Source organism: Leclercia adecarboxylata, assembly GCF_023639785.1.
Lineage (GTDB): Bacteria > Pseudomonadota > Gammaproteobacteria > Enterobacterales > Enterobacteriaceae > Enterobacter > Enterobacter adecarboxylatus_D.
The window spans coordinates 2,642,607-2,661,853 of sequence record NZ_CP098325.1; the positions used below are offsets into that span (position 1 = coordinate 2,642,607).

Consider the following 19,247-nt stretch of genomic DNA (forward strand, 5'->3'; position numbering starts at 1 on the left):
TGATTTTACGCAAGGTGATTGCTTTTTCACCCATTCAGGCCTACTCTCGCCTGGTGAATTACACCAATAAGGGGTTAATTTCATCATGGCTGAATTTAAAGATACGTTACTGGGGGAAGCCAACAGCTTTCTCGAAGTGCTGGAGCAGGTATCCAGGCTGGCGCCGCTCAATAAGCCAGTGCTGATAATTGGCGAGCGCGGTACGGGTAAAGAGCTGATTGCCAACCGCCTGCATTATCTGTCCGGGCGCTGGGATGGGCCGTTTATCTCCCTGAACTGCGCCGCACTTAACGAAAACCTGCTCGATACCGAACTGTTTGGCCATGAAGCGGGAGCCTTTACCGGAGCCCAGCGTCGCCATCCCGGTCGTTTTGAACGCGCCGATGGGGGGACGCTGTTCCTGGATGAGCTGGCCACCGCGCCGATGCTGGTACAGGAAAAACTGCTGCGCGTTATTGAATATGGTGAACTCGAGCGCGTGGGCGGCAGCCAGCCGTTACAGGTCAACGTGCGTCTGGTGTGCGCGACCAACGCCAACCTGCCTGAGATGGTCGAGCAGGACAGATTCCGTGCCGACCTGCTGGACAGGCTGGCGTTTGACGTCGTCAACCTGCCGCCGCTGCGGGAGCGGCGCAGCGACATCATGCTGCTGGCAGGGCAGTTTGCCATTCAGATGTGCCGCGAACTGGGGCTGCCGCTGTTTCCCGGCTTCAGCCAGCACGCCCGCGAAACGCTGCTGGACTACCGCTGGCCGGGCAACATCCGTGAGCTGAAAAACGTGGTCGAACGCTCCGTCTACCGCCACGGCAGCAGCGAAACGGAGCTGGATGAGATTATTATCGATCCCTTTCATCGCCCCGCGCAGCCCGCCGTCAGTACAGCCGGTACGACCGGCGCGCCTGCCCTGCCGCTCGATTTGCGCCAGTTTCAGCATGAGCAGGAAAAGCAGTTGCTGGAAAAGAGCCTGCACGAAGCGAAATTTAATCAGAAACGGGCGGCTGAACTGCTGGGTCTGACCTACCATCAGCTAAGGGCATTGCTCAAAAAGCATCAGATGCGCTGACATATTCAGCACTTATCCGCAGACATTTTTACGAAGCAGGTGTAAGTGCGATACACTTTGCAGATCGTCACTAAAAACCTTAAAAATTATGCGTCTGGTTTTCTCGTCCCTGATTGCGCTCGGTCTGCTCAGTAGCCAGGCTTTTGCCGCGCCTGAGCTGCCGGAGCGTGCGGATATTCGCGACAGCGGCTTCGTCTACTGCGTAAGTGGGCAGGTCAACACCTTCAACCCGCAAAAAGCGAGCAGCGGCCTGATCGTCGACACCCTCGCCGCCCAGCTCTATGACCGCCTGCTGGATGTGGATCCCTATACCTATCGTCTGGTGCCGGAGCTGGCGGAGAGCTGGGAAGTGCTGGACAGCGGTGCTACGTACCGTTTCCGCCTGCGCGATGACGTCAGCTTTCAGACCACGCCGTGGTTTAAGCCCACCCGCAAACTCAATGCGGATGATGTGGTTTTCACCTTCCAGCGCATTTTTAACCGCAACCACCCGTGGCACTACGTTAATGGCGGCAACTTCCCCTACTTCGACAGCCTGCAGTTTGCCGACACGGTGAAGAACGTACGCAAACTGGATAACCGCACGGTGGAGTTCACCCTTGCACGCCCGGATGCCTCCTTCCTGTGGCATCTGGCGACGCACTACGCCTCGGTGATGTCCTCCGAGTATGCTACCCAGCTGACCCTGCAGGATAAAATGGAGCTGATGGACCGCCAGCCGGTAGGCACCGGACCGTTCCAGGTGGAGGAGTACCGGGCCGGGCAGTACGTGCGTCTTGCGCGCCATGAGAAATTCTGGCGCGGCACGCCGCTGATGCCGCAGGTGGTGGTGGATTTAGGCTCCGGCGGAACCGGACGCCTGTCGAAACTGCTCACCGGCGAGTGTGACGTTCTGGCATGGCCTGCCGCCAGCCAGCTGACCATCCTGCGCGACGATCCGCGCCTGCGTCTGACGCTGCGCCCGGGCATGAATATCGCTTACCTGGCCTTTAACACCAACAAGCCGCCGCTGAACAATCCGGCAGTCCGCCATGCCCTGGCGCTGGCAATCAATAACCAGCGTCTGATGCAGTCCATTTATTACGGTACCGCAGAAACTGCCGCCTCAATCTTGCCGCGCGCCTCGTGGGCCTACGATAGCGAGGCTAAAATTACCGAATACAACCCGGATAAATCCCGCGAACAGCTTAAGGCGCTGGGGGCAGAAAACCTCACCCTGCAGCTGTGGGTGCCCACCAGCTCCCAGGCCTGGAACCCCAGCCCGCTGAAAACCGCCGAGCTGCTGCAGGCTGACCTGGCACAGGTAGGCGTCAACGTGGTGATTATCCCGGTAGAAGGCCGTTTTCAGGAGGCGCGCCTGATGGACATGAACCATGATTTAACCCTCACAGGCTGGGCGACAGACAGTAACGACCCGGACAGCTTCTTCCGTCCGCTGCTGAGCTGCGCGGCAATTGATTCCCAGACCAACTATGCCCACTGGTGCAACCGCGAGTTTGACGACATCCTGCGTAAAGCGCTCTCGACCCAGCAGCTGGCGGCGCGTATTGACGCCTACGATCAAGCGCAGATTATTCTCGCCAAAGAGCTGCCGGTGTTACCGCTGGCCTCCTCCCTGCGTCTTCAGGCATACCGGTACGATATTAAAGGCCTGGTGCTCAGCCCGTTTGGTAACGCGTCGTTCGCTGGCGTTTCCCGCGTGAATCAAGAAGAGGTGAAAAAACCGTGATTATTTTTACCTTACGACGGCTTCTGTTGCTGCTGATCACCCTCCTCTTCCTGACCTTTGTTGGTTTCAGTCTGAGCTACTTCACCCCTCATGCCCCACTGCAGGGTGCCTCGCTGTGGAATGCATGGTGGTTCTGGTTTGAAGGGGTGCTGCACTGGGACTTTGGCGTCTCCAGCATTAACGGTCAGCCCATCGCCGAGCAGCTAAAAGAGGTGTTCCCCGCCACCATGGAGCTGTGCATTCTGGCCTTCGGCTTTGCGCTGGTTGTAGGTATCCCGCTGGGGATGCTCGCCGGGATCACCCGTAACAAGTGGCAGGACAAGGTGATCAGCGCGTTCGCCCTGCTCGGGTTTTCGGTTCCCGTCTTCTGGCTGGCGCTGCTGCTGACCCTCTTTTTCTCGCTGACGCTGGGCTGGCTGCCGGTGTCAGGACGTTTTGACCTTTTATACGCGGTGAAAACCGTTACCGGATTCGCCATTATTGACGCCTGGCTCTCAGATTCGGTCTGGCGGCATGAGATGATCATCAGCGCCGTGCGCCACATGGTGCTGCCGGTGCTGGCGCTGGCCGTGGCGCCGACCACGGAGGTGATCCGTCTGATGCGCATCAGCACCAGCGAAGTCTTTGATCAAAACTACGTCAAGGCTGCCGCCACGCGCGGATTGTCGCGGCTGACCATTTTACGTCGCCACGTGCTGCATAATGCCCTGCCGCCGGTGATCCCGCGTCTTGGTCTGCAGTTCTCGACCATGCTGACCCTGGCGATGATCACCGAGATGGTCTTCAGCTGGCCCGGTCTCGGTCGCTGGCTGATTAACGCCATTCGCCAGCAGGACTATGCCGCGATCTCCGCCGGCGTAATGGTGATTGGCGCACTGGTGATCATCGTTAACGTGATATCCGATATTCTGGGCGCTATGGCTAACCCGCTGAAACATAAGGAATGGTATGCCTTACGATAGCGTATACAGTGAAAAGCGCACGCCCGGTGCGTTGCGCACCGTGTGGCGTAACTTCTATGGCGACACCGCGGCGATGATCGGCCTGTACGGCTGCGGCGGCCTTGCGCTGCTGTGCCTTCTGGGCTCCTGGTTTGCGCCCTACGGCATCGACCAGCAGTTCCTTGGCTATCAGCTGCTGCCGCCGTCCTGGTCGCGCTACGGCGAAGTCTCCTTCTTCCTCGGCACCGACGATCTCGGGCGCGATGTATTGAGCCGTCTGTTAAGCGGTGCAGCACCGACCGTGGGCGGGGCTTTTGTGGTCACGCTGGCCGCCACGCTGTGTGGGCTGGTGTTAGGCATTGTTGCCGGCGCCACGCACGGCCTGCGATCGGCGGTGACAAACCATATTCTTGATACGCTGCTGTCGATCCCGTCGCTGCTGCTGGCGATTATCGTGGTGGCCTTTGCTGGCCCGCACCTGACCCACGCCATGTTTGCGGTGTGGCTGGCGCTGCTGCCGCGCATGGTGCGTTCGGTCTACAGCCTGGTGCATGATGAGCTGGAAAAAGAGTATGTTGTGGCCGCCCGCCTCGATGGCGCCACTACTTTGAATATTCTGTGGTTCGCGGTACTGCCCAATATCGCCTCCGGGATGGTGACGGAAATTACCCGCGCCCTGTCGATGGCAATCCTCGATATTGCCGCGCTCGGTTTTCTCGATCTCGGCGCGCAACTGCCCTCTCCGGAATGGGGCGCGATGCTGGGCGACGCGCTGGAACTGATCTACGTGGCCCCCTGGACGGTAATGCTGCCGGGCGCCGCAATTATGATTAGCGTATTACTGGTGAACCTGCTTGGCGACGGGATCCGCCGTGCCATTGTGGCGGGGGTGGAATAATGCCATTACTGGATATTCGCAATCTGACGATTGAAATTAAAACCGGCGAAGGCTGGGTCAAAGCGGTCGATCGCGTCAGCATCACCCTGAGCGAAGGCGAGATCCGCGGGCTGGTGGGTGAATCGGGCTCTGGCAAAAGCCTGATTGCGAAAGCGATCTGCGGCGTGGCCAAAGACAACTGGCGCGTTACTGCCGACCGCATGCGTTTCGATGACATCGACCTGCTACGCCTTTCCGTTCGCGAGCGGCGTAAGCTGGTGGGCCACAACGTGTCGATGATTTTTCAGGAGCCGCAATCCTGTCTCGATCCGTCGGAACGGGTCGGCAAACAGCTGATGCAGAACATCCCTGGCTGGACCTATAAAGGCCGCTGGTGGCAGCGGTTTGGCTGGCGTAAACGCCGGGCCATCGAGCTGTTGCACCGGGTGGGGATCAAGGATCACAAAGACGCCATGCGCAGCTTCCCGTATGAGCTGACCGACGGTGAGTGTCAGAAAGTAATGATCGCCATTGCCCTGGCCAACCAGCCGCGCCTGCTGATTGCTGACGAACCAACCAACGCCATGGAGCCCACCACGCAGGCGCAAATTTTCCGCCTGCTCACCCGGCTTAATCAGAACAATAACACCACCATTTTGCTGATCAGCCATGACCTGCAGATGCTGAGTAAATGGGCGGATAAGATTGACGTGATGTACTGCGGACAGACCGTAGAGACCGCAGGCAGCGAAGACCTGATCACCACGCCGCATCACCCTTATACCCAGGCGCTGATCCGTGCCATTCCTGATTTTGGCAGCCCGATGCCGCACAAGAGCCGGCTGAATACCCTGCCGGGGGCGATTCCGCTGCTGGAACATCTGCCCATTGGCTGTCGTCTGGGGCCTCGCTGTCCCTATGCCCAGCGTAAATGCATCGAAACCCCACGCCTGACCGGGGCGAGGAACCATCTGTATGCCTGCCATTTCCCGCTGAACATGGAGAGAGAGTGACATGGTCGAAACCCTGCTGGAAGTGCGCAATCTGAGTAAGACCTTTCGCTATCGCACCGGCTTATTCCACCGCCAGACCGTCGAGGCCGTAAAGCCGCTGAGCTTTACCCTGCGCGAAAAGCAGACCCTGGCGATCATCGGTGAGAACGGCTCCGGAAAATCGACGCTGGCAAAAATGCTGGCCGGGATGATCGAGCCCTCCGATGGCGAGGTCCTGATTGACGACCATTTGCTCAAGTTTGGCGACTACTCGTTCCGCAGCCAACGGATCAGAATGATTTTTCAGGATCCGTCGACGTCGCTAAATCCGCGCCAGCGTATCTCACAGATCCTCGATTTTCCGCTCCGCCTGAATACCGACCTTGAGCCGGAGGCGCGGCGTAAGCAGATTATTGAAACCCTGCGAATGGTTGGGCTGCTGCCGGATCACGTGAGCTATTATCCGCATATGCTGGCACCAGGGCAGAAGCAGCGTCTGGGCCTTGCCCGGGCACTGATCCTGCGCCCAAAAGTGATCATCGCCGACGAAGCGCTGGCCTCGCTGGATATGTCGATGCGTTCACAGTTAATCAATCTGATGCTGGAGTTGCAGGAAAAACAGGGTATCTCATATATCTACGTGACCCAGCATCTGGGGATGATGAAGCACATCAGCGATCAGGTGCTGGTGATGCATGAAGGCTCAGTGGTGGAGCGCGGCAGTACCGCGTCGGTGCTGGCCGCACCGCTTCACGATCTGACCAAACGTTTGATTGCCGGCCATTTTGGCGAAGCCTTGACCGCTGATGCCTGGCGAAAAGATCGCTGACCTGCCCCGTATGGAGTGGTCGGATTAACACTGCACGCGACACATGCTATTATCGCCGCGTTTTAACGACGGTTGTCCCATCAGATGACAACCGCCACAACAATGAATATAAGGATTAAGAGCTATGGGTTTTCTTTCCGGTAAGCGTATTCTGGTCACTGGCGTTGCCAGCAAACTGTCCATCGCATACGGCATCGCACAGGCTATGCATCGCGAAGGCGCTGAGCTGGCATTCACCTACCAGAACGACAAGCTGAAAGGCCGCGTAGAAGAGTTTGCCGCGCAGCTGGGTTCCAGCATTGTTCTGGAATGCGACGTTGCTCAAGATGAAAGCATCGATGGCATGTTCGCTGAGCTGGCAAAAACCTGGCCGAAATTTGACGGTTTCGTTCACTCCATCGGCTTTGCACCGGGCGACCAGCTGGACGGTGACTACGTGAATGCCGTCACCCGTGAAGGCTTCAAAATCGCACACGACATCAGCTCCTACAGCTTTGTCGCGATGGCAAAATCCTGCCGCTCCATGCTGAACCCAGGCGCTGCCCTGCTGACCCTGTCCTACCTGGGTGCTGAGCGCGCAATCCCTAACTACAACGTAATGGGTCTGGCTAAAGCGTCTCTGGAAGCAAACGTACGCTACATGGCGAACGCAATGGGTCCTGAAGGCGTGCGCGTGAACGGTATCTCTGCGGGTCCAATCCGTACTCTGGCGGCTTCCGGCATCAAAGATTTCCGTAAAATGCTGGCACACTGCGAAGCGGTAACCCCAATTCGTCGCACCGTGACCATCGAAGACGTGGGTAACTCCGCGGCATTCCTGTGCTCTGACCTCTCTGCTGGCATCTCCGGTGAAGTGGTTCACGTTGACGGCGGTTTCAACATCGCTGCAATGAACGAGCTGGAAATTAAATAAGTTCGTTACCTTCCCGCTCCGGCGGGAAGGTTTGCCGCCCCGCCCACCCCGCTTTTCCCGCGTTATTCCGTTCCGCTATTTGTTATCACCTAACAATATTTTTCCGCTTATCCTCCTTACGCCAGGATATTGATCGCTATTTTGAGATCAAGGAACGCACATGGAACAACGCCGTATTTCTGGCAAAGGCCACTGGTATCATGAGACCCAGTCCAGTAGCAGCCCGACGGAAGTCCTGCCTTTGGTTCCCGAAGCCGCACAGGTCGCGGATCGTTTTTTGCTGAACCTCACTTTACCCGCAACGTTGCTGGCAGCCTGTGAGCGCTGGTTAACCCCGGCACGGGCGCTGTGCGACCTCTTTTTCCCGCGTTCTGTGGCAGTTACCCGGCTGCGCACGTTAAGCGCGTATGACCGTTTCAGCACCGCCCTGACGGTGGCGCAGGTCTGCGGCGTGCAGCGTCTGTGTAACCACTACGCTGCCCTCCTCGCCCCGCTCCCCGGCCCTGACTCCTCCCGTGAAAGCAATCGCCGCCTCGCCCAGATCACCCAGTATGCCCGCCAGCTTGCCTGCTCGCCGGACGTGATCGACAGCAAAGCGCAGCAGGGTCTGGATGACGTGGGCCTGACGGTATATGACATTGTGACCATTAACCAGATTATTGGTTTTGTCGGCTTTCAGGCGCGAGTCGTGGCGGTCTTCCAGGCTCTGCTCGGCCACCCTGTCCGCTGGCTGCCGGGACACCCTATTCAGCCCCACGCCCTGCCCGATGATAACGATTTGAACTCCTGGCAACCCGCTGTACCGGGCGTCGAGCGATGTCAGGCCAGCCCACAACAGCTGGCATCGCTTGAACGCTGGCAGAACGAGCCGCTACTGCAGCACCTTACGCCAGTGCTGTGCCATGAACCGGCAATCCTCGATCAAACCGGTGAAATTCTCATCAGTGGTATTCATGCTGAATATAAAGACGATGAGGTGATAATGCGGGCCGCAGAGCAGCTGGCGCGTTCACCGGATCGGTTCAGCGCCGCGCAATTTACCCCGCTGACAAATGACGGGCAGCAGCAGGTTCAGGCCATCAACCTGCTTACCTGGAGCGCTTTTTGCGGCTGGCTGAACCGTCTGAAAATCGCCGTTGGCAGAGGCGAATAACCACACTAATGACCCAAAGAGCGCTTGCTGTAACAGTGAGATTCGCGTAAAACTGTCAGCCGCTCATATGGCTACGAAAATAGATCACTATGCTCCAGGACAACCCGCTGCTAGCGCAGCTTAAACAGCAACTGCATTCCCAGACGCCGCGTGCAGAAGGGGTCGTAAAAGCCACGGAAAAAGGCTTTGGCTTCCTTGAAGTCGATGCGCAGAAAAGTTACTTCATTCCGCCTCCGCAGATGAAGAAGGTGATGCACGGCGATCGTATTACGGCCGTGATCCATAGCGAAAAGGATCGTGAATCCGCCGAGCCTGAAGAATTAATTGAACCCTTCCTGACCCGTTTTGTGGGTAAGGTGTTGAGAAAAGACGATCGTCTGTCCATCGTTCCGGACCATCCCCTGCTGAAAGACGCTATCCCTTGCCGCGCTGAGCGTGGCGTGACCCATGATTTCAAAGAGGGTGACTGGGCCGTGGCAGAAATGCGCCGTCATCCTCTGAAGGGCGATCGCGGTTTCTATGCTGAACTGACCCAGTTTATTACCTTCGGCGACGACCATTTCGTGCCATGGTGGGTCACTCTTGCACGCCATAACCTGGAAAAAGAGGCGCCTGAAGGTGCCGCGACGGATATGCTGGACGAAGGTCTTGAGCGTCGCGATCTGACCGCCCTGAATTTTGTCACTATCGACAGCGCCAGCACCGAAGATATGGACGATGCGCTGTATGTCGAAGAGCAGGCTGACGGCAAACTGCTGTTAACGGTGGCGATTGCCGATCCTACTGCCTGGATCGCCGAAGGTACCCCGCTGGATAAAGCGGCCAAAATCCGTGCCTTTACCAACTATCTGCCGGGCTTCAACATCCCGATGCTGCCGCGCGAGCTGTCTGATAATTTATGCTCGCTGCGCGCTAACGAAGTGCGTCCGGTTCTGGCCTGCCGCATGACCATCGCCGCCGACGGCACGATTGAAGAAAATATTGAATTCTTTGCCGCGCTTATCGAGTCGAAAGCCAAGCTGGTCTACGACGAGGTGTCGGACTGGCTGGAAAATAGCGGCACCTGGCAGCCAGAAAATGAGGCCATCGCCGACCAGATCCGTCTGCTGCATCGCGTATGCCTGAGCCGCAGTGAATGGCGTCAGACCCATGCACTGGTATTTAAGGATCGCCCTGACTATCGCTTTATTCTCGGTGAGAAAGGCGAAGTGCTGAATATCGTTGCCGAGCCACGTCGCATTGCTAACCGTATCGTTGAAGAGTCAATGATTGCGGCCAACATCTGTGCGGCCCGCGTCCTGCGCGACAAGCTTGGATTTGGCATCTATAACGTGCACACCGGTTTCGATCCTGCCAACAGCGAAGCTCTGGCGGCCCTGCTGAAAACCCACGACGTGCATGTGGATCCGCAGGAAGTCCTGACCCTGAACGGTTTCTGCAAGCTGCGCCGGGAACTGGATGCGCAGCCGTCTGGTTTCCTCGACAGCCGCATTCGCCGTTTCCAGTCTTTCGCTGAGATCAGCACGGAACCTGGCCCGCACTTTGGTCTGGGTCTGGAAGCCTACGCCACCTGGACGTCACCGATCCGTAAGTACGGCGACATGGTCAACCACCGTCTGCTAAAAGCGATCGTCAAAGGCGAAACCATTGCCCGCCCGCAGGACGACGCCACGGTGCAGATGGCCGAGCGCCGTCGCCTGAACCGCATGGCAGAACGTGATGTCGGCGACTGGCTGTATGCCCGCTTCCTGAAAGACAAAGCCGGGACAGACACCCGTTTTGCAGCTGAGATCATCGATATCAGCCGTGGCGGCATGCGCGTGCGTCTGGTGGATAATGGCGCCGTGGCCTTCATTCCAGCACCGTTCCTTCACGCCGTGCGTGACGAGCTGGTCTGCAGCCAGGAAAACGGCACCGTGCAGATCAAAGGCGAAGTGGCGTATAAAGTGACCGAAGTTATCGACGTGACTATCGCTGAAGTACGTATGGAAACGCGCAGCGTCATCGCCCGCCCTGCTGTCTGATTGTTGTCTGCTTAAAGGTCGGTTCATCTCTCGTGGGTGAACCGACTTTTTATTTTTGAACTCACCTCAAATTCATCATTTTTCCTTACCTGTTTCCCCCACAAATTTCTAAAAGCGATCACACTTATTAACGTCAGCGTGCTTGACGTCGTAGGCTGTGACCGGAATATTCATTCGTCAGTATCCTTTTTCGCTATTCTCGTTCTAATATAAGAATACTGGGAAAAAACAATAAGTTTAGCTCGGGATTACCGCCAGGTAATCGCGATAAAACCGACTGAAAATGCACGATGTGTGCAATTAAGTGCGCCTGGGAGAGAGCATGATTGACGATCTGGAGCAAAATTTGCTGTTTCGTTACATGGGCACCCACAGTCCCTGGTGGCGACTGACGGCGGACAGTAATGCGCTCCATCTTGCGGCCAGCGAAAGCGCTGATACCACTCAGGTTGTGGCGCTGACTGACGATCAGGCCGACAGCATTCGCCAGATGACGGTCATCACCTCCAGCATCACTATGACGCTCTCCCTGTACGGTACTGATGTGCCGGTGCATCTTGTGGGCCGTAAAATCACCAAAAAAGAGTGGGCCGGCACCGCCTCCGCGTGGAATGACACGCCCTCCGTCGCCCGGGATCTGGCCCAGGGATTATCTTTTGCCGAACAGGTTGTGTCTGAGGCCAACTCGGTCATCGTTATTCTCGATCGGCACGGCAACATTCAACGCTTTAACCGTCTGAGCGAAGAATATACCGGCATGAAAGAGCACGAAGTCATCGGCCAGAACGTCTTTAAACTGTTTATGAGCCGCAGCGAGGCCGCCGCCTCCCGGCGCAATATCAGCGGTTTTTTTCGTGACGGCAGTTCCTATGAGGTAGAGCGCTGGATCAAAACCCGCAAAGGGCAGCGTTTATTTCTGTTTCGTAATAAATTTGTGCACAGCGGCAGCGGGAAAAATGAAATTTTCCTTATCTGTTCAGGTACGGATATCACTGAAGAGCGCCGCGCACAGGAACGCCTCCGGGTGCTCGCTAACACCGACACCATTACCGGTCTGCCTAACCGTAACGCCATTCACGACATGATCAGCGAAGCCATCGACACGCGTGGCGATGGCCAGGTGGGCGTGGTTTACCTCGATCTCGATAATTTCAAAAAAGTGAATGACGCCTACGGGCATATGTTTGGCGACCAGCTTCTGCAGGCAGTAGCGCTGGCGATCCTCAGCTGCCTGGAGGATGGTCAGGTGCTGGCGCGTCTCGGCGGCGATGAGTTTATCGTGCTGGCAACCGGTACGTCACAGGGTGCGCTCGAAGCCATGGCCTCGCGGATCCTCACCCGGCTGCGTCAGCCGTTCCGGATTGGCTTAATTGAGGTCTATACCGGCTGTTCGCTGGGTATTTCACTGGCTCCTCAGCACGGCACCGATCGCGAAAGCGTGATCCGTAATGCCGATACCGCGATGTATACCGCAAAAGAGAACGGCCGCGGTACGTTCTGCGTATTTTCGCCGGAGATGAATCAGCGCGTCTTTGAATATTTGTGGCTGGACACCAACCTGCGCAAAGCGCTGGATAACGATCAACTGGTGATCCACTACCAGCCCAAAATTACCTGGCGCGGCGAAGTAAGAACGCTTGAAGCGCTGGTGCGCTGGCAGTCGCCGGAGCGCGGGCTGATCCCGCCGCTGGAGTTTATCTCCTATGCCGAGGAGTCCGGGCTTATCGTTCCGCTGGGACGCTGGGTAATGCTCGATGTGGTCCGCCAGGTTGCCAAATGGCGCGATAAGGGGATTAACCTGCGCGTGGCGGTTAACGTCTCGGCCCGCCAGCTGGCGGATCAGACTATTTTCAGCGATCTGAAACAGGCGCTGAAGGATCTGAATTTTGAGTACTGCCCTATCGATGTCGAACTGACCGAAAGTTGCCTGATTGAAAACGAAGAGCTGGCGCTGTCGGTGATCCAGCAGTTCAGCAAATTGGGGGCGCAGATCCACCTTGATGATTTCGGGACGGGTTATTCCTCCCTGTCGCAACTGGCCCGTTTTCCCATTGATGCCATTAAGCTCGACCAGGCGTTTGTGCGGGATATCCATAAGCAATCGGTTTCACAGTCGCTGGTGCGCGCAATTGTCGCGGTCGCTCAGGCGCTGAATTTGCAGGTGATTGCTGAAGGGGTGGAGAGCGCGAAAGAAGACGCCTTTCTGACCAAGAATGGCGTCAACGAACGACAGGGTTTTCTGTTTGCCAGGCCCATGCCCGCTGTCGCATTCGAGCGATGGTTTAAACGTTATCAGTCACGCAATGCGCGTTAACTGGCTTTACGCAGGCCGGATGCTGTATGGCGATCCTGCAGCAGAACCAGCCGCTGCATGTAAGCGATGTCCTTGGGTTGCAGGCAGAACGCCGCTTCCACCCAATCTTCCGTGATATCCATCAGCTCGCTGCGCGGCAGCTGTAAAACGCGCTGACGGGCACGCAGCATCGCTCTGACGCCGTTCAATTTAGGTTGTAAGGTGTCGATGAAGGTTCGCGTCGCTACGTAGCCCTGGCCAGGTTCAAACAGCACGTCCACCAGCCCATGTTGCTCGTGCCATTCCGCCGTGTGCGACTCTCCTTTATAGATAAGCTCCTCCGCCAGCTTCATGCCTGAACGACGCGCGACCAGCGAGTAACCTCCCATGCCGGGGAAGAGATTAAAGGCGATCTCAGGGAAACCTAAGCGTGCATCCCGCTGCGCCAGTAAAAAGTGGTGCGCCAGTGCGGCCTCAAAGCCTCCGCCCAGGGCGCTGCCCTCCACCATCGACAGGGTGATCGCCCCGGTATCAAAGCCCCGGGACGCGGCGTGGACACAGTCCACACAGGCGCGGGCATAAGCCCGAAGCGCTTCCCGACGACCATTCTCGATGCAATCGACAAAAAAGCGTAAATCGCCACCGGTGTTGTACATATCAGGTACCAGCGAACCGGTCACCCAGAAATCCACCTCATAACCGGACTGGCGGACCAGCCACGACAGGTTCATGATCTCCTCTATCAGAGCGTGATTGAAGCAGGGGCGCGGCTGAGCCCGTAACATCATCCACAGGGTTCGTCTCTCTTCCTCGTAATAACCGGCGAGCTGGGTGAATCGTGCAGAATCAGTGAACAGTTTACAGGTAGCCTGATTGATAATTGTCATAGTCCAATTCCTCATAGAAAAAAGCGCCTTGCGCGCAGAATTAGACTAATCCACTACCAAAGTCATACGTATAAAGAAGCATCAAATTATCACTACCATTAATGTACTTTCGTTAGCACACTTTTTCCCTTCTCTTTTGTCTTCAATTTCTGCATCATTGAATTTATTCACTTTTGATTTAGGGATGAGATTATGTCTGATATCGATGCACTGAAAGTGGCGCAACGTATTGATACTGTGCTGGATATTCTGGTAGCAGGCGATGTGAACTCTGCTCTTCGTAATCTCGAGATATTAAAATCAGAATTACTGACTCTGGCAGGTGAGCAGAAAGAACCCGCAGCAGCACAGCCGAAATCCCCGTGGGAAGTTTAACGATCGCTTTGCCTTCCGTGTGTATGTCAGTTTCAACTAACGGCCATGCCGTTTTAATATGGATGCTATGAATTCCCGACAACAAATAATATTACAGATGGTGATCGACACAGGTCGAGTCAGCGTCGTTGATTTGGCCAAAGCGACCGGCGTGTCTGAGGTCACCATTCGCCAGGATCTCAATCTTCTGGAAAAAATGAGTTACCTTCGTCGCGCCCACGGCTATGCCGTCCCACTGGACAGCGAAGATGTTGAGACGCGGATGATGAACAATTACGCGCTGAAACGCGAGCTGGCGGAGTTTGCCGCTTCTCTGGTCAATAATGGCGAAACGGTGTTTATCGAAAACGGCAGCTGTAACGCCCTGCTCGCCCGTACGCTGGCCGAACAAAAAGAGGACGTCACCATCGTGACGGTGAGCAGCTATATTGCTCATCTTCTTAAGGAGACGCGCAGCGAGGTTATTTTACTGGGCGGTATCTACCAGAAAAAAAGCGAAAGTATGGTTGGCCCCCTTACGCGTCAGTATGTTCAGCAGGTCCATTTCAGCAAGGCCTTTATTGGCATCGACGGCTGGCAGCCTGATACCGGTTTTACCGGCCGGGACATGATGCGCTCTGATGTGGTGAATGCGGTGCTGGAAAAAGGCGGCGAGGTGATTGTCCTTACCGACAGCTCAAAATTCGGTGCGGTTCACCCCTATACAATGGGCCCGGTCTCCCGCTTCAATCGGGTTATTACCGACGAAGGCATCAAAGAGGCACACAGCACTAAACTGCAACAGGATGGCCTGGTCGTCGACATCGTCAAAAAACCTGCCTGAAGCCGTTTCAACGCCCGAGAATTCGGGCGTCATTCTCCCGCCCTTCGCTCTGAGACTATTCCGACCATTCCTTTAAGACTATTTACCTGTTGGATCAGTCATAAAGACGTAAAATTAATGTTAGCGATGTAACAGGAAGTGACTATCACCTGCGTGATTTCGTAACGCCTGCGCGAACAGTTTCATGGAAAACTGGCTTAAAGGTTTTACACTTATTTAAGTAGAGTTCTTTCCATGGATCACTATTTCAGGAGAATGAGTTATGTCTATTAACAGCAAAAAATTATCCGCTGCTATGCTGGCTGTCACGCTGGCTTTGTCACTGAGCGCCTGCTCTAACTGGAGCAAACAGAGCCGTAATACCGCGATTGGTGCCGGCGCTGGCGCCATCGGTGGTTCAGTGTTAACCGATGGTAGCGCACTGGGTACCCTGGGTGGTGCCGCGGTGGGTGGGATTATCGGTCACGAGGTAAGTAAATAACTTACCGGTTGCCACTGCAGTTATTTGATAATGCCCCGTTGTTTTGGCTTTATCTGAATATAAGAATATTAAGCCACGGCTAAGGCCGTGGCTTATTCGTTTCTGCAGCGGATTAACCGCCCGCTAATTTAACTTTCATCCCTTTGGCTTCCAGCAGGGATTTAATCAGATCCCGCTTGTCGCCCTGAATCTCTATTACGCCATCCTTCACCGACCCGCCGCACCCGCATTTTTTCTTCAGTTCAGCGGCAATTTGCGCCAGGGTTGCATCGTCGGCATCAATTCCTGTCACCAGACACACGCCCTTCCCTTTCCGCCCGCTGGTCTGACGTTGAATCCGCACAATGCCATCGCCTTTAGGCCGCTCTGCAACTTCTTTTGGCTCATCGATGCGACCGGTGTCCGTTGAGTAGACCAGACGACTGTTTGTATCGCGCATTACGCCCCCTTATGAAGTGATGCGTTGATAGCTTTCAGGGTTTGCGCCGGATCCGCTGACTGTGTCACCGGTCGGCCAATGACCATATAGTCTACACCGGCTGCCAGCGCCTGTTCCGGCGTCATAATGCGTCGCTGATCCCCTGCATCGCTCCCGGCAGGACGGATACCCGGTGTCACCAGCTTAAATTCCTGGCCGATAGCGCTTTTGAAGCGGACCGCTTCCTGGGCGGAACAGACGACGCCATCCAGACCACAATTATGCGTCAAACGTGCCAGGCGTTCGGCGTGCTCTGCAGGTGACAACGTAATGCCAAGATCCAACAGGTCACCGGCTTCCATACTGGTAAGCACGGTGACAGCAATCAGCAACGGAGCGTCTTTCCCGAAAGGAAGCAGGGCTTCGCGGGCCGCAGTCATCATGCGCGCGCCACCGGAAGCATGGACGTTAACCATCCAGACGCCCAGCTCGGCCGCAGCAGCGACCGCATGGGCGGTAGTATTCGGAATATCGTGGAATTTCAGGTCAAGAAAGACATCAAAACCGCGCTGGTGCATGTCGCGAACGATTTGCGGACCAAAAAGCGTGAACATCTCTTTACCGATTTTCAGGCGACAGTCGCGCGGGTCAATACGATCAACGAACGCTAAGGCATTGTCGCGATTATTGTAATCCAGAGCGACAACAACAGGAGATTCAGTAACTGCGCGGGAAATAGATGAAGCTACAGACGTCATGACCGGACCTTCTCGTCGATGGGCGCCGCATCGGCGCGGGAATGATAAACGGCGTGCATTCTACCTGCGCATCACGAAAATTAACAGGTTACATTTTCATTCCTGCCAGACCACAGCGCGCACGTACCAGCCGGGGAACCCTCAATTAGTATGTTGTAACTAATATCAGGTTTTTTTAAAAATTACTGCCCATCGAGGCCGCGAATGGGCTTAATGGTGGACCAGGCACGGCAGGACGGACAGTGCCAGTACAGCGTATAGGCCGTAAAACCACACTTCTGGCAGCGATAGCGTGGCTTGCTGCGCACCTGTTCGCCAACCATGTCGCGCAGTACCATCAGGCTCTCTTTGGCGCGCCCCTCTTCCGCATCATTAAGGTGGTAATCCATCAGCTTGTGGAAGACGCGCATGGTCGGATGGCGCTGCAGCTGCCGGGTAATATAGACCTGTGCCGTGTCGCTGCCTTCATGCTCCTGAACCACATCCGCCAGCATCAGTTCAGCAGTGGCACCGGTGTTTTCTTCCACGCAGCGGCGCAGGAACGCTACCCACTCTTCGGCCATACCCAGCTGCTGATAGCAGGTTTGCAGCATCTCCAGGGTTTCGCTGACCAGCTCTTTATCCTGATCGATAACCCGCAGAAGGCTCTCCACGGCTTTCTGATATTCCCCTTTCGCCATGTAGACGCGTCCCATCATGATGGAGACGCGCGCGCTGCTGCGATCGGCTGTAGCGCCTTTTCGCAGCAGCGCCATCGCCTTGTCCATATCTTCGTTGCCCATCTGCTGCAGGGCCAGTTCACAGTAGAAATGGGCAATTTCAACGCGCTGTTTGTCTTTACCGAGTTTCACCAGACGTTCAGCAACGTCAATGGCTTTCTGCCATTCGCTGGTTGCCTGATAAATCTGCAGCAGCTGCTGCAGGGCGCTGATACGAAAATCGGTTTCATCTACCAGCTGTTTGAACATCTCTTCGGCGCGATCGTACAACCCGGCGGCCATATAGTCGCGGCCAAGCTGCTGCACGGCCAGCAGACGCTGCTCGTAGGTTAATGAGGCGCTTTCCATTAAGGTCTGGTGGATACGAATGGCACGGTCAACTTCGCCACGGGAGCGGAACAGATTACCGAGAGTAAGGTGGGCCTCAACGGTCCCGGTATCTTCTTTCAGCATGTCGAGGAACAGGTCGACGGCTTTATCCTGTTGATTGCTCAGGAGGAAGTTAACCCCGGCGACGTAATCGCGTGAAAGGCGGTTCGCTTCATCCTGTTTTGTTTGTTGCGCACTTCTGCGGCCCATATACCAGCCATAGGCTGCGGCTACAGGCAAAAGCAGAAACAACAACTCCAGCATCTTAGATTATTCCTTCGCTACCGGCACACCTGAACTTACCGGAACGTCGGTCGGAGGCGCAATTTGGTTTTCAAGACGTTTGATTTTACGTTCGGCACGGGCAAGCGACACCCGAACTTTAAGCCAGAACAGACCGCAAATCAGCCAGCCGATCGCAAATCCTGCGGCAAACAGTACCGCCAGGAGGCTGGAAATCCGATATTCGCCTTGCGCCAGCAGATAATTAAACGTTACCTGTTGATCGTTTTGCGCACCCAATGTGACGGAAATGACAAAAATCGCCAACACCAGTAAGAAAATGAGTAAATATTTCACATTACTTCCCGTTATGTGGTTTGAGCGAATAAAGAGTGTTCAACATAGCGTAACCAGCCTTATAAACTACCATTTTCAGGACGAGCGCGAAACGGAAAAAGCGTCGCGCCACGTTCAGATCTGCGGCTAAATATGAGAATTTCAACCTCAGTCAGCTTTCTTGCTCTCTGTCAGCAATTTCCCGCTTCTCTTCTGCCGGAGGTGTGAGCGGGCCACAGAATCGCTGGGCAAGCCAGGTAGCACAGGTGATGAGTAGCCAGGAGATCAGGGTAGCCACCACCAGATCCCGCGGCCAGTGCATGCCAAGCAGCAAGCGGCTTCCCATTACGCCCGTAGCCCAGACCAGCAGTATGATGATGGTTAGCGTACGCCGACGCGGCCACAGTAAACCCACGCCCAGCAGTGCCCAGCTTGCAGCAAACATGGTATGCCCGGACGGGAAGGCAAAACCGGTCTCTTTCTGCCAGTGTTTACGTAAAAAAGTGGGAATAGTCTGTTCTTCAGCAAGCTGTTCTTTCACCAGCTCACCGCGCGCTTTACGCTTTAAATTGTAGAAGTCGTTGACCGGGACATGGTGCGTTTTTTCCAGCCAGACCACAAACGGACGCGGCTCCTGCACCCGATCCTTAACCCAGGATTTAACTCCCTGACCAAGAATAATGACCCCTGCCAGAATGGCAAAGAGCATAACGGCGGCTCGCAGACGAAAACGCAGGCACCACAAAAACCAGCCGCACAGGAGCGTGTGGGTGATAATTCCCCAGGGTTGGGTGACCGTTTCGGTTACCCAGAACAGCGCTTTCAACCATCCGCTGTTTGCGCCTGGCTGCCACTGCCAGCCCGATATCCATAAAGCCACAGGCATAATAAGCAATATCCCTGCGCCAACCGCCGTGCGGCGGGCTATTGAAAGCATGACGTCTCCTTTTTTCGATAAGCCTCACAATCATAACCGAAAAATTACAGCTGCGTAAAAATGTCGGATTGTGCGTTTAACGTTCGTTAAGCCGGGCGCGATTAGGTG

At 55.7% G+C, this 19,247-nt stretch carries 19 protein-coding genes; 13 read left to right on the forward strand and 6 right to left on the reverse strand.

What is annotated here, in order from left to right; all coding sequences use genetic code 11:
* Positions 1–85 precede the first annotated feature (85 nt).
* From pspF to pdeR, 10 genes are all read left to right on the forward strand, one after another.
* Positions 86–1,063, forward strand: coding sequence for a phage shock protein operon transcriptional activator (gene pspF / locus NB069_RS12580; protein ID WP_250584013.1), 978 nt, complete (start codon positions 86–88; stop codon positions 1,061–1,063).
* Between the two features lie 88 nt (positions 1,064–1,151).
* Positions 1,152–2,792, forward strand: coding sequence for an ABC transporter substrate-binding protein SapA (gene sapA, locus NB069_RS12585; protein ID WP_250584015.1), 1,641 nt, complete (start codon positions 1,152–1,154; stop codon positions 2,790–2,792).
* The gene (gene sapB, locus NB069_RS12590; protein ID WP_250584017.1) at positions 2,789–3,754 is read left to right on the forward strand and encodes a putrescine export ABC transporter permease SapB; all 966 of its coding nucleotides are present in this window, start codon (positions 2,789–2,791) and stop codon (positions 3,752–3,754) included. Before sapA ends, sapB begins: the two co-directional genes overlap by 4 nt.
* Entirely contained in the window at positions 3,741–4,631 is an 891-nt protein-coding gene (sapC, locus tag NB069_RS12595; protein ID WP_250584019.1) for a putrescine export ABC transporter permease SapC, read from the forward strand. The genes sapB and sapC overlap by 14 nt, the downstream gene beginning before the upstream one ends.
* Positions 4,631–5,623 (forward strand): putrescine export ABC transporter ATP-binding protein SapD, encoded by a 993-nt coding sequence (gene sapD / locus NB069_RS12600; protein WP_250584021.1) that lies wholly within the window; start codon positions 4,631–4,633, stop codon positions 5,621–5,623. Before sapC ends, sapD begins: the two co-directional genes overlap by 1 nt.
* A 1-nt stretch (position 5,624) precedes the next feature.
* A complete protein-coding gene (sapF, locus tag NB069_RS12605) occupies positions 5,625–6,431 on the forward strand; it encodes a putrescine export ABC transporter ATP-binding protein SapF (protein WP_138369197.1) in 807 nt (268 codons plus the stop codon).
* Positions 6,432–6,555: 124 nt separating this feature from the next.
* On the forward strand, positions 6,556–7,344 hold the full coding sequence (gene fabI, locus NB069_RS12610; protein ID WP_039031868.1) for an enoyl-ACP reductase FabI: 789 nt from the start codon (positions 6,556–6,558) through the stop codon (positions 7,342–7,344).
* Between the two features lie 160 nt (positions 7,345–7,504).
* Positions 7,505–8,497, forward strand: coding sequence for a CMD domain-containing protein (locus NB069_RS12615; protein WP_250584023.1), 993 nt, complete (start codon positions 7,505–7,507; stop codon positions 8,495–8,497).
* A gap of 89 nt (positions 8,498–8,586) precedes the next feature.
* Complete coding sequence (locus tag NB069_RS12620; RefSeq protein ID WP_250584025.1) at positions 8,587–10,521, forward strand: exoribonuclease II; 1,935 nt, start codon at positions 8,587–8,589, stop codon at positions 10,519–10,521.
* Positions 10,522–10,843: 322 nt separating this feature from the next.
* Positions 10,844–12,835: a cyclic di-GMP phosphodiesterase gene (pdeR, locus tag NB069_RS12625; RefSeq protein ID WP_250584027.1), complete on the forward strand. Its 1,992-nt coding sequence runs from the start codon at positions 10,844–10,846 to the stop codon at positions 12,833–12,835.
* Here the strand turns inward: pdeR and NB069_RS12630 are convergent.
* A complete protein-coding gene (locus NB069_RS12630; protein WP_250584029.1) occupies positions 12,832–13,701 on the reverse strand; it encodes a crotonase/enoyl-CoA hydratase family protein in 870 nt (289 codons plus the stop codon). The two genes, pdeR and NB069_RS12630, sit on opposite strands and share 4 nt — an antisense overlap.
* 192 nt (positions 13,702–13,893) lie before the next feature.
* Here NB069_RS12630 and yciZ point away from each other — a divergent pair, with 192 nt between their 5' ends.
* From yciZ to osmB, 3 genes are all read left to right on the forward strand, one after another.
* Positions 13,894–14,076 carry a protein YciZ/DeoL gene (gene yciZ, locus NB069_RS12635; RefSeq protein WP_250584030.1) on the forward strand — a complete coding sequence of 61 codons (183 nt, stop codon included), beginning with the start codon at positions 13,894–13,896 and terminating at the stop codon, positions 14,074–14,076.
* A gap of 67 nt (positions 14,077–14,143) precedes the next feature.
* On the forward strand, positions 14,144–14,899 hold the full coding sequence (yciT, locus tag NB069_RS12640; protein ID WP_250584032.1) for a DNA-binding transcriptional regulator YciT: 756 nt from the start codon (positions 14,144–14,146) through the stop codon (positions 14,897–14,899).
* Between the two features lie 262 nt (positions 14,900–15,161).
* Positions 15,162–15,380, forward strand: a complete 219-nt coding sequence (gene osmB, locus NB069_RS12645) for an osmotically-inducible lipoprotein OsmB (protein WP_250584034.1) — start codon at positions 15,162–15,164, stop codon at positions 15,378–15,380.
* 112 nt (positions 15,381–15,492) lie between these two features.
* Here the strand turns inward: osmB and yciH are convergent, their stop codons facing one another.
* The 5 genes from yciH to pgpB form a co-directional block, all read right to left on the reverse strand.
* Positions 15,493–15,819, reverse strand: a complete 327-nt coding sequence (yciH, locus tag NB069_RS12650) for a stress response translation initiation inhibitor YciH (protein ID WP_039031861.1) — start codon at positions 15,817–15,819, stop codon at positions 15,493–15,495.
* The gene (gene pyrF, locus NB069_RS12655; protein WP_250584036.1) at positions 15,819–16,556 is read right to left on the reverse strand and encodes an orotidine-5'-phosphate decarboxylase; all 738 of its coding nucleotides are present in this window, start codon (positions 16,554–16,556) and stop codon (positions 15,819–15,821) included. Before pyrF ends, yciH begins: the two co-directional genes overlap by 1 nt.
* Positions 16,557–16,738: 182 nt before the next feature.
* Entirely contained in the window at positions 16,739–17,908 is a 1,170-nt protein-coding gene (lapB, locus tag NB069_RS12660; RefSeq protein ID WP_250584038.1) for a lipopolysaccharide assembly protein LapB, read from the reverse strand.
* Positions 17,909–17,914: 6 nt separating this feature from the next.
* Positions 17,915–18,223, reverse strand: coding sequence for a LapA family protein (locus NB069_RS12665; RefSeq protein ID WP_250584040.1), 309 nt, complete (start codon positions 18,221–18,223; stop codon positions 17,915–17,917).
* A 151-nt stretch (positions 18,224–18,374) separates the two neighbouring features.
* On the reverse strand, positions 18,375–19,139 hold the full coding sequence (pgpB, locus tag NB069_RS12670; RefSeq protein WP_250584042.1) for a phosphatidylglycerophosphatase B: 765 nt from the start codon (positions 19,137–19,139) through the stop codon (positions 18,375–18,377).
* Between the last annotated feature and the right edge of the window lie 108 nt (positions 19,140–19,247).

Coding starts and splice junctions, on each gene's coding strand:
- pspF (WP_250584013.1), top strand. CDS start 86: ATGGCTGAATTTAAAGATACGTTACTGGGGGAAGCCAACAGCTTTCTC.
- sapA (WP_250584015.1), top strand. CDS start 1,152: ATGCGTCTGGTTTTCTCGTCCCTGATTGCGCTCGGTCTGCTCAGTAGC.
- sapC (WP_250584019.1), top strand. CDS start 3,741: ATGCCTTACGATAGCGTATACAGTGAAAAGCGCACGCCCGGTGCGTTG.
- sapD (WP_250584021.1), top strand. CDS start 4,631: ATGCCATTACTGGATATTCGCAATCTGACGATTGAAATTAAAACCGGC.
- sapF (WP_138369197.1), top strand. CDS start 5,625: ATGGTCGAAACCCTGCTGGAAGTGCGCAATCTGAGTAAGACCTTTCGC.
- fabI (WP_039031868.1), top strand. CDS start 6,556: ATGGGTTTTCTTTCCGGTAAGCGTATTCTGGTCACTGGCGTTGCCAGC.
- NB069_RS12615 (WP_250584023.1), top strand. CDS start 7,505: ATGGAACAACGCCGTATTTCTGGCAAAGGCCACTGGTATCATGAGACC.
- NB069_RS12620 (WP_250584025.1), top strand. CDS start 8,587: ATGCTCCAGGACAACCCGCTGCTAGCGCAGCTTAAACAGCAACTGCAT.
- pdeR (WP_250584027.1), top strand. CDS start 10,844: ATGATTGACGATCTGGAGCAAAATTTGCTGTTTCGTTACATGGGCACC.
- NB069_RS12630 (WP_250584029.1), bottom strand. CDS start 13,701: ATGACAATTATCAATCAGGCTACCTGTAAACTGTTCACTGATTCTGCA.
- yciZ (WP_250584030.1), top strand. CDS start 13,894: ATGTCTGATATCGATGCACTGAAAGTGGCGCAACGTATTGATACTGTG.
- yciT (WP_250584032.1), top strand. CDS start 14,144: ATGAATTCCCGACAACAAATAATATTACAGATGGTGATCGACACAGGT.
- osmB (WP_250584034.1), top strand. CDS start 15,162: ATGTCTATTAACAGCAAAAAATTATCCGCTGCTATGCTGGCTGTCACG.
- yciH (WP_039031861.1), bottom strand. CDS start 15,819: ATGCGCGATACAAACAGTCGTCTGGTCTACTCAACGGACACCGGTCGC.
- pyrF (WP_250584036.1), bottom strand. CDS start 16,556: ATGACGTCTGTAGCTTCATCTATTTCCCGCGCAGTTACTGAATCTCCT.
- lapB (WP_250584038.1), bottom strand. CDS start 17,908: ATGCTGGAGTTGTTGTTTCTGCTTTTGCCTGTAGCCGCAGCCTATGGC.
- pgpB (WP_250584042.1), bottom strand. CDS start 19,139: ATGCTTTCAATAGCCCGCCGCACGGCGGTTGGCGCAGGGATATTGCTT.